14 protein-coding genes and 1 pseudogene are annotated in these 12,506 nt (G+C 73.3%); 9 read left to right on the top strand and 6 right to left on the bottom strand.

Annotated features, from left to right (window positions below):
• Positions 1 to 705, bottom strand: a 705-nt coding sequence (locus RIM90_RS25215; RefSeq protein WP_309063045.1) for a SigE family RNA polymerase sigma factor, incomplete at its 3' end; no start/stop codon positions are given.
• A 241-nt stretch (positions 706 to 946) separates the two neighbouring features.
• On the opposite strand from RIM90_RS25215, the gene afsQ1 reads away from it, so the two are divergent.
• The 5 genes from afsQ1 to RIM90_RS25240 all read left to right on the top strand — a co-directional run bounded on the left by afsQ1 (position 947) and on the right by RIM90_RS25240 (position 4,889).
• Positions 947 to 1,624, top strand: a complete 678-nt coding sequence (gene afsQ1 / locus RIM90_RS25220; protein WP_006133375.1) for a two-component system response regulator AfsQ1 — start codon at positions 947 to 949, stop codon at positions 1,622 to 1,624.
• Positions 1,621 to 3,279: a HAMP domain-containing sensor histidine kinase gene (locus RIM90_RS25225; protein WP_309063046.1), complete on the top strand. Its 1,659-nt coding sequence runs from the start codon at positions 1,621 to 1,623 to the stop codon at positions 3,277 to 3,279. The genes afsQ1 and RIM90_RS25225 overlap by 4 nt, the downstream gene beginning before the upstream one ends.
• Positions 3,279 to 3,953, top strand: coding sequence for a hypothetical protein (locus RIM90_RS25230; protein WP_309063047.1), 675 nt, complete (start codon positions 3,279 to 3,281; stop codon positions 3,951 to 3,953). Before RIM90_RS25225 ends, RIM90_RS25230 begins: the two co-directional genes overlap by 1 nt.
• 94 nt (positions 3,954 to 4,047) lie before the next feature.
• A complete protein-coding gene (locus RIM90_RS25235; protein ID WP_309063048.1) occupies positions 4,048 to 4,629 on the top strand; it encodes a VanZ family protein in 582 nt (193 codons plus the stop codon).
• Between the two features lie 59 nt (positions 4,630 to 4,688).
• Entirely contained in the window at positions 4,689 to 4,889 is a 201-nt protein-coding gene (locus tag RIM90_RS25240) for a PspC domain-containing protein (RefSeq protein ID WP_309063049.1), read from the top strand.
• A gap of 82 nt (positions 4,890 to 4,971) precedes the next feature.
• Here RIM90_RS25240 and RIM90_RS25245 read toward each other — a convergent pair whose 3' ends face one another.
• Entirely contained in the window at positions 4,972 to 5,316 is a 345-nt protein-coding gene (locus tag RIM90_RS25245) for an ATP-binding protein (RefSeq protein WP_309063050.1), read from the bottom strand.
• 138 nt (positions 5,317 to 5,454) lie between these two features.
• Complete coding sequence (locus tag RIM90_RS25250) at positions 5,455 to 6,612, bottom strand: adenosine deaminase (RefSeq protein ID WP_309063051.1); 1,158 nt, start codon at positions 6,610 to 6,612, stop codon at positions 5,455 to 5,457.
• Positions 6,613 to 6,725: 113 nt separating this feature from the next.
• Here RIM90_RS25250 and RIM90_RS25255 point away from each other — a divergent pair, with 113 nt between their 5' ends.
• Entirely contained in the window at positions 6,726 to 7,487 is a 762-nt protein-coding gene (locus RIM90_RS25255; RefSeq protein ID WP_309063052.1) for an alpha/beta hydrolase, read from the top strand.
• Between the two features lie 9 nt (positions 7,488 to 7,496).
• Here the strand turns inward: RIM90_RS25255 and RIM90_RS25260 are convergent, their stop codons facing one another.
• The gene (locus RIM90_RS25260) at positions 7,497 to 8,450 is read right to left on the bottom strand and encodes a LysR family transcriptional regulator (protein ID WP_309063053.1); all 954 of its coding nucleotides are present in this window, start codon (positions 8,448 to 8,450) and stop codon (positions 7,497 to 7,499) included.
• A 63-nt stretch (positions 8,451 to 8,513) separates the two neighbouring features.
• Here RIM90_RS25260 and RIM90_RS25265 point away from each other — a divergent pair, with 63 nt between their 5' ends.
• Together RIM90_RS25265 and RIM90_RS25270 are read left to right on the top strand one after the other, a co-directional pair.
• Positions 8,514 to 9,815, top strand: coding sequence for an MFS transporter (locus RIM90_RS25265; protein ID WP_309063054.1), 1,302 nt, complete (start codon positions 8,514 to 8,516; stop codon positions 9,813 to 9,815).
• Positions 9,816 to 9,943: 128 nt separating this feature from the next.
• Positions 9,944 to 10,960 carry a sigma-70 family RNA polymerase sigma factor gene (locus tag RIM90_RS25270; RefSeq protein ID WP_309063055.1) on the top strand — a complete coding sequence of 339 codons (1,017 nt, stop codon included), beginning with the start codon at positions 9,944 to 9,946 and terminating at the stop codon, positions 10,958 to 10,960.
• Here RIM90_RS25270 and RIM90_RS25275 read toward each other — a convergent pair.
• A complete protein-coding gene (locus tag RIM90_RS25275) occupies positions 10,844 to 11,230 on the bottom strand; it encodes an STAS domain-containing protein (protein WP_309063056.1) in 387 nt (128 codons plus the stop codon). The genes RIM90_RS25270 and RIM90_RS25275 overlap by 117 nt on opposite strands.
• A 147-nt stretch (positions 11,231 to 11,377) precedes the next feature.
• Between RIM90_RS25275 and RIM90_RS25280 the strand changes: the two genes are divergently transcribed.
• On the top strand, positions 11,378 to 12,298 hold the full coding sequence (locus tag RIM90_RS25280) for an AEC family transporter (RefSeq protein ID WP_309063057.1): 921 nt from the start codon (positions 11,378 to 11,380) through the stop codon (positions 12,296 to 12,298).
• Positions 12,299 to 12,308: 10 nt separating this feature from the next.
• Here the strand turns inward: RIM90_RS25280 and RIM90_RS25285 are convergent.
• A pseudogene (locus RIM90_RS25285) lies at positions 12,309 to 12,506 on the bottom strand (Uma2 family endonuclease); the annotation flags it as partial.

The raw sequence follows: 12,506 nt of genomic DNA on the forward strand, positions 1-12,506 counted from the left end.
GAGGACCTCGTCCTCGCGCAGCCGGCGGAGCGACCGCCAGATGCTGGACTTCACCGTGCCGACGCTGATGTCGAGGATCTCCGCGATCTCCGGGTCCGTGCGGCCCTCGTAGTAGCGCAGGACCAGCATCGTGCGCTGGAGCTCGGGCAGCCGGGCCAGTGCCTGCCACAGGACCGCGCGCAGCTCGGTGCCGCGCATCGCGTCCGTGTCGCCGGCCGTCTCCGGCAGTTCCTCGGTCGGGTACTCGTTCAGCTTGCGGCGGCGCCACGCGCTGATGTGCAGGTTGGTCATGGTGCGGCGGAGGTATCCGCCGACCGCCGCCTTGTCGCTGATCCGGTCCCACGCCCGGTAGGTCGAGAACAGCGCGCTCTGCAGCAGGTCCTCGGCCTCGAAGCGGTCACCGGTCAGGTGGTAGGCGGTGGCGTACAGGGAGGCGCGGCGCTCCTGGACGTAGGCGGTGAACGCCGCTTCGGCGTCCACGGTCTCCGCCGGCGAACGGCGCTCCCCCGGATCCTCCCCGTACGCGCTTCCCCCGTGCGCCTCCCCCTTGGGCGCGTCAACCACCGTCATGAACCCGGTGTGCTGACGCCCGGTGCCGCGAGCGCACCCCCGCCCGCTCACGCCACCGGACTTCTCGCCGGCCCGGTGCACGTCGTGCAGACGCGTGACCACTGCGCTGGTGCTGGTGCTGTGCAGCGTGTTCATCTCGCGCCCCCCGTCGTGGACTGCCGGTGATTTCCTTGCCGTCTTGCCTGTGCCGAAAAGCTTGCCCGGGGGACTTCATGGCCGTGTCCGCCGACTGTCACAGGCGTGTCACAGAGGTCGGACACGGCGCGGACACAGTTCCTTCACCGGCGTCGGTGCACGTGGCCCCGTATGACGGGCCCGACGGGCATCTGCCGTCCACGGGTCGAACAGGGGGGCCTCCATGGGCCAGAATGAGCCCGTGCCTTCCCTGTTGCTGATCGAGGACGACGACGCCATCCGTACGGCCCTGGAGCTCTCCCTGACGCGCCAGGGACACCGGGTGGCGACCGCTGCCAGCGGAGAGGACGGTCTGAAACTGCTGCGTGAGCAGCGGCCTGATCTGATCGTGCTGGACGTGATGCTGCCCGGCATCGACGGGTTCGAGGTGTGCCGTCGCATCCGGCGCACGGACCAGTTGCCGATCATCCTGCTGACCGCGCGCAGCGACGACATCGACGTCGTGGTCGGCCTGGAGTCCGGCGCCGACGACTACGTCGTCAAACCGGTGCAGGGCCGGGTGCTGGACGCCCGGATCCGGGCGGTGCTGCGGCGCGGGGAGCGGGAGTCCAGCGACTCGGCGACCTTCGGCAGCCTGGTCATCGACCGCGCGGCGATGACGGTGACGAAGAACGGCGAGGACCTCCAGCTGACGCCGACCGAGCTGCGGCTGCTGCTGGAGCTCAGCCGGCGGCCGGGGCAGGCGCTGTCCCGGCAGCAGTTGCTGCGGCTGGTGTGGGAGCACGACTACCTGGGCGACTCGCGTCTGGTGGACGCCTGTGTCCAGCGGCTGCGCGCCAAGGTCGAGGACGTGCCGTCGTCCCCGACGCTGATCCGTACCGTGCGCGGTGTCGGCTACCGGCTGGATCCGCCTCAGTGACACAGGAGCACCAAGGGGAGTCCCGCGGCTGGTCCGCGGCGCGCAAGGGAGTCTGGTCGCGGCTGCGTTTCACGAGCCTGCGCCTGCGGCTGGTCGTCGTCTTCGGACTGGTGGCGCTCACCGCCGCGGTGTCCGCGTCCGGGATCGCGTACTGGCTCAACCGCGAGGCCGTGCTCACCCGCGCCCAGGACGCGGTGCTGCGCGGCTTCGAGCAGGAGATGCAGAACCGGGCGGGCGCGCTGCCCGAGCACCCGACGCAGGACGAACTGCAGCACACCGCGGGCCAGATGGCCAACAGCAGCCAGCGCTTCACCGTGCTGCTCGTCGCCGAGAACCCCGAGGGCCGGACCGTGTACGGCAGCTCGGGCGGGCTGAACGGCTTCTCGCTGCGGGACGTCCCGGCGTCGCTGCGCGAGGCGGTCACCGAGCGGCAGAAGATCACCTCGAACAACAAGTACGCGTACCACCTGTACTGGCAGCGGATCGTCGACGGCGACACCCCGTACCTGGTGGCGGGGACGCGGCTGATCGGCGGCGGGCCGACCGGCTACATGCTGAAGTCGCTGGAGCCGGAGGCCAAGGACCTCAACTCGCTGGCCTGGTCGCTGGGGATCGCCACGGGCCTCGCGCTGATCGGCTCCGCGCTGCTCGCCCAGGCCCTGGCCACGACCGTGCTGAAGCCGGTGCAGCGGCTCGGGACGGCCGCCCGGCGGCTCGGCGAGGGCAAGCTGGACACCCGGCTCAGGGTGTCGGGGACGGACGAACTGGCCGATCTGTCGCGGACGTTCAACAGGGCCGCCGAGGCGCTGGAGAAGCGGGTGGCCGACATGGCCGCCCGGGACGAGGCGTCCCGCCGGTTCGTGGCGGACATGAGCCACGAGCTGCGCACCCCGCTGACCGCCATCACGGCGGTGACCGAGGTCCTGGAGGAGGAGCTGGAGTTCGAGGGCGGCGGCATAGACCCGATGATCGAGCCCGCCGTGCGGCTGGTGGTGAGCGAGACCCGGCGGCTGAACGACCTGGTCGAGAACCTGATGGAGGTCACCCGCTTCGACGCGGGCACCGCCCGCCTGGTCCTCGACGACGTCGACGTCGCCGACCAGATCACCGCCTGCATCGACGCGCGCGCCTGGCTGGACGCGGTCGAGCTGGACGCCGAGCGCGGCATCCACGCCCGGATCGACCCGCGCCGGCTGGACGTGATCCTGGCCAACCTCATCGGCAACGCGCTCAAGCACGGCGGCTCGCCGGTGCGGGTGTCGGTGCGGGAGTGCCCGCGCGGCGTGGGCGGCGCGGAGGGGACCGAGGGCCCGGGCGCGGTGGTCATCGAGGTGCGGGACCACGGGCCCGGCATCCCCGAGGACGTCCTGCCGCACGTCTTCGACCGCTTCTACAAGGCCAGCGCGTCCCGGCCGCGTTCCGAGGGCAGCGGTCTGGGCCTGTCCATCGCCCTGGAGAACGCCCACATCCACGGCGGTGAGATCACCGCGGCCAACTCGCCCGACGGCGGCGCGGTGTTCACCCTGCGGTTGCCGCGGGACGTGTCCGCGCTGACGGAGCGGGACGCGGAGGCGGAGGACACGCGGGGGGACGGGGAGAGTCCTTCCGGGGGGACCGGCGGCACCCGGGGCGAGGGCGCCGAGGGGGACGCTTGATGAACGCACGACGGACGACCGCTCGACGGGCGACCGCCCGACGGACCACCGCGCGACCGACGGCCGTACGCCGTCTGCCGGGACTGCTCGCCGTCACCGCGCTCGGCGCCGCCCTGCTCTCCGGGTGCGGGATACGGGCCACGGAGGTGCCGACCGACTTCGGCCCGGCGCCCTCGCGGGTGCGCTGCTCGCTGGCCGAGCCGGACGCCTCGAAGCAGGCGGTGCGGGGGCTGCCGGTGCAGGTGTTCCTGCTGTGCGGCTCGTCGCTGGTGGCCGTCGACCGGACCGTGCGGGTGCCGGACGGGGCGACGGACTCCGGGCGGCGCGTGGTGGTGGCGCAGGGGCTGCTGGACGAGCTCTCGGCGCCGCCGTCGGCCGCCGAGAAGGAGGCCGGCTACACGACGAGCGTGCGCGGCGGGACGACCGTGAGCGGTCCCCGGCCCGGCGACCCCGAGGACGCGCTGCGGCTGAGCACCGCGCCCGGGAGCCTCTCCTCCTCCGCGCTCGGGCAGATCGTGTGCACCCTCTCCGACTCGGCGGCGGCCGAGGGCGACGGCTCGGTCGTCCTGGGCGGCCCCGACGAGGCCCCGCCGCGCCGCTACAAGTGCACGGACGAGGTACGGGCCCGTCCGGCCGGCGCGGAACCCCCGTCGGCAGAGGTCACCGGGGAGTGAACCGGGCCGGTGCGCCGGATTGTGGCCCATGCCTCACCCGGTGAACGGGTGGCATCCCGGAACCGATCCCGCCGGACGCCGCGTCTAGGGGGTCGTGCAGCGTCAAGGCCCCGTCGGCGGCACCGCCGCGATCCGCATCCGTGTGACAGGAGGTCTCCTCCTGGCCGCGTATCTCACGTTCGTCGCCTGGTTCACGCTGCGCCCCCTGGACGTTCCCTGGGTGGTGCCCGCCAACCTGCGTCCCCTCGACGGCATCCGGGCCGACTTCGCGCTGGGCTGGACGGCGGGGGTCCGCCGGGTCGGCGAGGGGCTGGCGCTGTTCGCGCCGCTGGGCGTGCTGCTGCCGATGGCCGGGGGCCGGCTGGCCGTGTCGCCGCTGGGTTCGCTGATCCGCACCATGGCCGCGACCGCCCTGCTGTCGCTGGCCGTCGAGATGCTGCAGACCGTGGTGCCCGGCCAGGTCGTGGACGTCGACTCGCTGCTGCTGAACACCGCGGGCGCGGCGCTCGCGCATGCCGCCGTGGTGCCCGCGGGCCGCTCCCGGCTGCGCCGCCGGGCGGAGGGGCGGTCCGGCACGGCCGTGCGCGAGGAGGAGCCGGCCCAGGGTCGGACCCCGACGATTCCCAGGGTCGGGATCGCCCCGTGGAGCGACGCTTTGCCCCCTTCGTCTCCGTAACGTGGAGTACAGACGAGGCAGCCAGCCGGGAGGCCTCGTACAGCCACCAAGGAGCCCTCATGAGTCGCCCCGTCCGCCCCACCGACGGCCGCATGATCGGCGGCGTGTGCGCCGCGCTGGCCAGGCGCTTCGGCACCTCCACGACCACGATGCGGGTGATCTTCCTGGCGTCGTGCCTGCTCCCGGGCCCGCAGTTCCTGCTGTACATCGCGCTGTGGGTCCTGCTGCCCTCGGAGAGCAAGGCACGCACGGCCTGGTAGACCGTACGACCTCTCCCTGAGGACGCCGACGGGGCGCCCCGGTCCCGGGGCGCCCCGTGGCGCTGTGTCCGTCCGGCCGGGGTCAGCCGAGCGGGACCCCGTTGACGCCGAGGCCCTGCGCGGGCAGTCCCTCCAGCGGCAGGCCGCCGAGCAGACCGGCGGCCGGCACCCCGGGAACCAGCCGCTCGGCGACCGGCCGGGCGGCCGCCGCACCGGTGCCGGCCACGTGCTGTCCCGCCCCCAGCGCCCGGTCGGCGCCCGGCAGCGCACCGGAGAGGTTCTCCGCCGGGACGGCCCGGGTGACGGTGTCCAGCGCCGAGCCGGTGACCGGGGCGGCCGGGGTCGCGTGGGCGGCGCCGGCACCGGCCGCGGCGAAGGCGGCACCGAGAGCGGCGACACCGAGGGTCTTGGCAGCAGACTGCTTCATGAAATGCGTCCTCGAAGTGGGGTACGGGGATGTGAGCGGTTCCGCGACCGTAAACACGCGGCACCTCCCGCCGCAAACACGGAAATGCGGACGGAATGTGAACACCGCCCGCACCGCCATCGCCCGTGAACGCCCCGGTCAGCCCTCCGACACCGCAGAATCGCTGGTGGAAGCGGTCTGCCGGAACAGCCATTCGGATTTCAGCTCGGCATATCCGGGCTTGATGACGTCATTGATCATGGCCAGTCGTTCATCGAAAGGAATGAACGCTGATTTCATCGCATTGACGGAGAACCACTGCATGTCGTCGAGCGTGTAACCGAACGCGTCGACAAGGTGCTCGAATTCGCGGCTCATGCTGGTGTGGGACATGAGGCGGTTGTCGGTGTTCACCGTGGCCCGGAAGTGCAGCCGCCGCAGCAGGCCGATGGGGTGCTCGGCGTAGGAGGCGGCCGCGCCGGTCTGGAGGTTGGAGCTGGGGCACAGCTCCAGCGGGATGCGCTTGTCCCGGACGTAGGAGGCGAGCCGGCCGAGTTCCACCGTGCCGTCGTCGCGGACGTGGATGTCGTCGATGATGCGCACCCCGTGCCCGAGCCGGTCGGCGCCGCACCACTGCAGCGCCTGCCAGATGGACGGCAGGCCGAACGCCTCACCGGCGTGGATGGTGAAGTGGTTGTTCTCCCGCTTGAGGTACTCGAAGGCGTCGAGGTGCCGGGTGGGCGGGTAACCGGCCTCGGCGCCCGCGATGTCGAAGCCCACGACGCCCAGGTCCCGGTAGCGGTTGGCGAGTTCGGCGATCTCCAGGGCGCGGGCGGCGTGCCGCATGGCGGTGAGCAGGGCGCCGACGCGGATGCGGTGGCCGTTCCCCTTCGCGCGCCGCTCCCCCTGGCGGAAGCCCTCGTTGACCGCCTCGACGACCTCTTCGAGGGTCAGCCCGCCGTCGAGGTGCTGCTCGGGGGCGTAGCGCACCTCGGCGTAGACGACACCGTCCTCGGCGAGGTCCTCGGCGCACTCGGCGGCGACCCGGACGAGGGCCTCGCGGGTCTGCATGACCCCGACGGTGTGCGAGAACGTCTCGAGGTACCGCTCCAGGGAACCGGAGTCGGCGGCCTGGTGGAACCAGAGGGCGAGCTTGTCGGGGTCGGTCTCGGGGAGGCCGGTGTAGCCGGTCTCCCGGGCCAGGTCGACGACGGTGCCGGGACGCAGCCCGCCGTCGAGGTGGTCGTGCAGCAGAACCTTGGGCGCCCGGCGGATCTGGTCCGTGGTCGGGGTGTTCGCGATGGTCTGGCTCGTCATTTCCGCACTCTAACTCCTACGCGCGTAGATCGCGCGTCGCGCGCATCCGTCGATACGTAACGGTGACCGCACGGACGGGTGGCGTACATCTGCGCTTCTGACACTGTTCTGCCATGGCACAGCAAGCGACGCCGGTTCGCAGGGCCCGGCTGGGGAGGGCGCTCGGCCCGGAGCCGACGGCGGTGAGCGGCGTGGTGCTGCTGCTCCCCGCCGGCGACGAGGTCTCCAGCCGCCGGCCGTCCCCCGTGATGGCGGCCGCCTCCGTACGCGCCCTGGGGCGCCGTCTCACCCGCGCGGGGCGGAGCGAGGGCCTCGCCGCCCACGTCGTCCACTACCGCTACCGGGGCTGGAACGGCAGCGAGGCGCATCTGGCGCGCGACGCCGCCTGGGCCGCCGACGAGGCCGTACGGCGCTACGGGGACGTCCCCGTGTGCCTGGCCGGCCTCGGCATGGGCGGCCGGGCCGCGCTGCGCGCGGGCGGTCACGAGGCCGTCAACTCCGTGCTGGCACTCGCCCCCTGGCTGCCCGAGGAGGACGTGGCGGCGCCACCCGAACCGGTGAAACAGCTCGCCGGGCGGCGGGTGCTCATCGTGCACGGCACGAACGACGCGCGGACCGACCCGGAGCTGTCGTTCCGGCTGGCGGCACGGGCGAAGAAGGCCAACCGGGACGTGTGCCGGTTCGAAGTGCACGCCGACGGGCACGGGTTGTCCCAGTACCGGGACGAAGTGCTGGCGCTGGCCGAGGACTTCGTGATGGGGGCGCTGTTCGGGCGGGCGTTCTCGCGGCCGGTGCAGGACGCCCTGGCGGCGCCTCCGCCCCTGGGGTTGCGGATGCCGCTCGCGGCGGGGTTCGGGAAGTCGTTGCGGCGGTAGGGGCCCGGGTCAGTCCGGGAGCAGGTTCCCCCGCTTGGAGAGCAGGAACCTCTTGAAGGCCGCCACCGGCGGGGTGTCCGGGCGGCCCGCCAGCCAGGCCACGCCGATCTCCCGGACCGCTTTCGGCGCCGTGACGCTCAGTTCCACGACCCCGGGCCGGGGGACGGCCGGTGGCGGCAGGAGGGCGACGCCCAGGCCCGCGGCCACCAGACCGCGCAGGGTCTCGGCCTCCTCGCCCTCGAAGGCGACGCGGGGCCTGAACCCGGCCCGGGCGCAGAGGTCGTCGGTGATGCGGCGCAGGCCGTAGCCGGGTTCCAGGGTCACGAAGGTGTCGTCGGCGGCCTCCGCGAGGCGGATGCGGCGGCGGCCCGCGAGACGGTGGTCGGCGGGGACGACCAGGCGCAGCTTCTGCTCGTCGAGGCGGCGGGCGACGAGGTCGGGGGCGTCCGGGACCGGGGAGGTCAGACACAGGTCGAGTTCGCCCGCGCGGAGGCGTTCCAGCATGGCCTCGCCGTAGTTCTGGACGAGGCTGAAGCGGATGCGCGGATGGTCGGCGCGGAAGGCGTGCAGCAGGCCCGGCACGGTCTCGGCGCCCATGGTGTGCAGGAACCCGAAGGCGACCTTGCCGGTGGCGGGGTCGGCGTCGGCGCGGACCTCCTCGGCGGCGCGTCCGATCTCGGCGAGGGCGCGTTCCACGGAGGCGAGGAACGTGCGGCCGGCCGGGGTGAGGGAGACGGTGCGGCCGTGCCGGGCGAACAGGTCGACGCCCAGGTCCTCCTCGAGGCGGACCATGGCCCGGGAGAGGGTGGACTGCGGCACCTGCATCTCCTGGGCGGCGCGCGTGACGTGCTCGGTGCGGGCCACGCCGGCGAAGTGGGCGAGGCGCGGCGCCAGCAACATCACCATGTCGCGTGTGTCACCGGACGGTGACAGGCGGCCCCGTGAGCTCTGCTGATGCACCATGGGAACGATTATGCCGATTCCATGCATTGGACGGATGAGCACGGGTGTCCATAGCTTCGAGGCATGACTCCCGCCAGTACCGGGGCGTCCACCAGCGTGGGCGCCGTCCCGTCCGTTTCCCCGTCCCCGACGTCCGTCTCCCCGCCCCCGGCCGCCCCCGAGTCCCGGATGTCCCCGGGCGGCCCCGGTTACCGCCGGATGAGTCTCGCCCTGTTCCTCGCGGGCGTCGCGACCTTCGCGCTGCTGTACTCCACCCAGGCCCTGCTGCCGCTGATCTCCGCCGGCTTCGCCGTGAGCGCCGGCGACGCGAGCTGGACCGTGGCGGCGGCGACCGGCGGCCTGGCACTGTTCGTGCTGCCGATGAGCGCGCTGTCGGAGCGCTACGGACGGCGTACGGTCATGACCGCCTCCCTGGCCGTCGCGGTGACCCTCGGGCTGCTGGTCCCCTTCGCACCGTCGCTGGGCGCCCTGGTGGCGCTGCGGGCGCTCCAGGGCGCCGCGCTGGCCGGACTGCCCGCGTCGGCGACGGCGTACCTCGCGGAGGAGGTCACGCCCAGGGCGCTGGTGACCGCGATCGGCCTGTTCGTGGCGGGCAACAGCGTCGGCGGGATGAGCGGCCGGGTCATCACCGGATGGGTCGCGCAGGAGTGGGGCTGGCGGGTCGCCGTCGGCGTGATCGGCGTGGTGGCGGTGGCGTGCGCGGTGGCCTTCCGGCTGCTGCTGCCGGCGCCGCGGCACTTCCGGCCGGGCTCGCTGCGCCCGCGCGTGCTGGTGCGCACCGTCCGGGGCCACCTGGCCGACCCGCTGCTGCGACGCCTGTACGCGATCGGCGCGCTGTTCATGACGGTGTTCGGCGGTGTGTACACGGTCATCGGGTACCGCCTGACCGAGGCGCCGTTCTCGCTCCCCCAGGGCGTCGTCGGCTCGATCTTCCTGGTCTACCTGGTCGGCACGGTCTCGGCGTCGGCGGCGGGGCGGCTGGTGGGCCGCCTGGGCCGCCGGGGCGCGCTGTACGCGGCGGGCGGGACCACCGCGGCCGGCCTGCTGCTGTCCCTGGGCGGCTCCCTGCCGCTGGTCCTGCTGGGCCTGGTGCTGATCACGGCGGGCTTCTTCGCGGGGCACGCGGTGGCGTCCTCGGCGGTCGGCAGGACGGCCACCGAGGGCCGCGCCCAGGCCTCCGCGCTGTACCAGTCCGCCTACTACGTCGGCTCCAGCGCGGGCAGCACGGTCGGCGCGCTCGCCTTCCACGCGGGCGGCTGGGCCGGGACGGTGGGCGTCGGCCTGGTGGCGGTGGCCGGGGTCGCGGCCATCACGCTGCTGGGCACGCGGGCGGCACGGGCGGAGCGGCGCCTCGCGACCGCGTGAGGCGTCGCCCCGCACTCCGGACACGGCCCTGCGAGCTGCGCTTTCGCGCACGTGGGGGGCCGTTGTCAGTGGGCTGCTGTAGCTTCCGAAGTGCTGGGTACGAAGGAAGCCACAGGGGTGGGTGGACGATGACGAACGGCACGGCGACGACGACGGACCTGGACGCCAGGCTGGAGGCGTACCGGGTCGAACTGACCGGGTACTGCTACCGGATGCTCGGCTCCTCCTTCGAGGCGGAGGACGCGGTGCAGGACACGATGATCCGCGCCTGGCGCAGCTACGAGAAGTTCGAGGGCCGCTCCAGCCTGCGCTCCTGGCTGTACCGCATCGCGACCAACGTCTGCCTGGACATGCTGACGGCCGGCAACAAGCGCGCCCGGCCGATGGACCTGACGGAGTCCACGCCGCTCGCCCGGGCGGCCCTCTCCCCGCGTCCGGACAACACCTGGCTCGAACCGGTACCGGACGCGCGGGTGCTGCCCACGACGGACGACCCGGCGGAGGCGGCGGTCGCCAAGGAGTCGGTGCGGCTGGCCTTCATGGCCGCGCTGCAGCAACTGCCGGCCAAGCAGCGGGCGGTGCTGATCCTGCGCGAGGTGCTGGCCTGGAAGGCGAGCGAGGTCGCCGAGCTGCTCGAGACCTCGGTCGCCTCGGTCAACAGCGCGCTCCAGCGGGCCCGGGCGACGCTCGCCGAGCGGCCCCAGCCGGGCGCCGACGCGTCGGTCTCGGACCCTCTGAACGAGGAGCAGCAGAAGCTGCTCGAGCGCTATGTGGCGGCGTTCGAGGGGTACGACATGTCGGCGCTGACCGCGCTGCTGCACGAGGACGCCGTCATGACGATGCCGCCGTTCGACCTGTGGCTGACCGGCGCCGACGACATCACGGGCTTCATGACGACGCTGGGCGCCCCCTGCGCGGGTTCGCGGCTGGTGCCGGTCCAGGTCAACGGCCTGCCCGGGTTCGCGCAGTACAAGCCCGACCCGGAGGCCGGCGGCTTCACCCCGTGGGCGGTCCAGGTGCTGGAGATCTCAGACGACCGGATCACCGGGTTCCACTGCTTCCTCGACACCAAGCGGTGGTTCCCGCTGTTCGGGCTGCCCCTCCACCTCGAAGCGGAGCCCGACCAGGTCGAGCAGGGCGCATAGGGCGGGGTCGGGGTCGCGCAGCCGGATCCGGCCCCCGGCCCGCCGGGCCGTGAGCTGGAGCCGGGCGATCAGGTTCACGGCGGCGAGCCCCGGCGGACCGAGGCCGCCCACATCGCATACGACCACCCGGTCCGCGCCGCGTTCCAGCAGCGCACGCAGCGCCTCGCAGGGCCCGCTCACCTCGTCCCGGGTGGCGGGTCCGTGCAGCACGAGTACGGGCGGTGTCATGGCGTCCACGATCGGTAGACCGGGCGGGGGCGCGGAACTCATCGCGGACGCCGGTGCGCGGGGCGGCGGCGGGCACCGGCAGGGATCACATTGACCCGGGTGCGGCCTTCCCCGGAGGGTTGGCCGTATGTGCCGTAGATCATCCCCGCCCGCGCTGTCCGGTGCCGTGCCCTCCGGCGAGGAGCCGCCGTGCAGGGGGTGCTGAGCGGGTTCGCGGTGATCGCCGTGGTCATCGGCGTCGGCTACGTCCTCGGCCGGCGGGGGCGTCTCGGCACGCAGGGCAGCGAGGTCCTGACCACGCTCGCGTTCCACGTGGCGTCCCCGGCCCTGCTGTTCACCACGCTCGCCCGGGCCGACCTGTCGGTGGTCTTCTCCGGCCGGCTCCTGGTCACGGCGCTGAGCACGGCGGCGGTGGCGGGCGTCTTCGTGGCGGTGGGTGCCGTACGCCGCTGGGGCGTGGGCCGCACCACGATCGGTGCCCTGTGCGCCGGCTACGTCAACTCGGGCAACCTCGGCATCCCGATCGCCGTGTACGTCCTGGGGGACGCCTCCCTCGTGGCGCCGGTGCTGCTCTTCCAGCTCGTCGGGGTGACGCCGGTGGCCCTCACGATCCTCGACCTGACCACCACGGGTGAGAAGGGCCCGCTGTGGCGGCGGCTGCTCACGCCGTTGCGCAATCCGGTCGCGGTGGGGTCACTGGCGGGGGTGGTGGTGTCCGCGACCGGGGTGGAGGTCCCGGGACCGGTCATGGATCCGGTGACGCTGATCGGCAACATGGCGGTTCCGGCGGTGCTTCTCGCCTTCGGCATCTCGCTGCGCGGCAGCACGCTCCCTCTGCGGGGCGGCGAGCGCGGCGCGGTGCTGCTCGCCGTGGCGCTGAAGTCGTTCGTCCAGCCGGCGGTGACCTGGGCGCTGGCGGCGGGGGTCTTCGGGCTGCGCGGGGCTCAGCTGCTGGACGTGGTGGTGACGTCGGCGCTGCCGGCCGCGCAGAACCTCTTCACCTACGCGAGCAGGTACCGGGTCGGCGAGACCCTGGCCAGGGAGGCGATCCTGGTGTCCACGGTGCTGTCGGTGCCGGTGCTGGTGGTGGTGGCGGCGTTGCTGGGGTGACTCGGGGCCCGGGGAACTCGCCGGTGTCGATGACCAGGTCGAAGGGGGCGGGGAGCTTGACCGGCTCGCCGGACTCCGCCGTGCTCAAGGGGCGGTGGACGTCGCCCTCCGGTTCACCGCAGAGCGTCGCGGCCGGGCCGTCGGGGCCCAGCGGTCGACGAGGAGGTACAGCGGGATGCCCGCGGTGGCGTAGGCGACGGGCTTGCTG

It is taken from the genome of Streptomyces sp. (assembly GCF_031181555.1).
GTDB lineage: Bacteria > Actinomycetota > Actinomycetes > Streptomycetales > Streptomycetaceae > Streptomyces > Streptomyces fimbriatus.

Coding starts and splice junctions, on each gene's coding strand:
- RIM90_RS25265 (WP_309063054.1), top strand. CDS start 8,514: ATGACTCCCGCCAGTACCGGGGCGTCCACCAGCGTGGGCGCCGTCCCG.
- RIM90_RS25260 (WP_309063053.1), bottom strand. CDS start 8,450: ATGGTGCATCAGCAGAGCTCACGGGGCCGCCTGTCACCGTCCGGTGAC.
- RIM90_RS25240 (WP_309063049.1), top strand. CDS start 4,689: ATGAGTCGCCCCGTCCGCCCCACCGACGGCCGCATGATCGGCGGCGTG.
- RIM90_RS25255 (WP_309063052.1), top strand. CDS start 6,726: ATGGCACAGCAAGCGACGCCGGTTCGCAGGGCCCGGCTGGGGAGGGCG.
- RIM90_RS25275 (WP_309063056.1), bottom strand. CDS start 11,230: ATGAGTTCCGCGCCCCCGCCCGGTCTACCGATCGTGGACGCCATGACA.
- RIM90_RS25270 (WP_309063055.1), top strand. CDS start 9,944: ATGACGAACGGCACGGCGACGACGACGGACCTGGACGCCAGGCTGGAG.
- RIM90_RS25230 (WP_309063047.1), top strand. CDS start 3,279: ATGAACGCACGACGGACGACCGCTCGACGGGCGACCGCCCGACGGACC.
- RIM90_RS25250 (WP_309063051.1), bottom strand. CDS start 6,612: ATGACGAGCCAGACCATCGCGAACACCCCGACCACGGACCAGATCCGC.
- RIM90_RS25245 (WP_309063050.1), bottom strand. CDS start 5,316: ATGAAGCAGTCTGCTGCCAAGACCCTCGGTGTCGCCGCTCTCGGTGCC.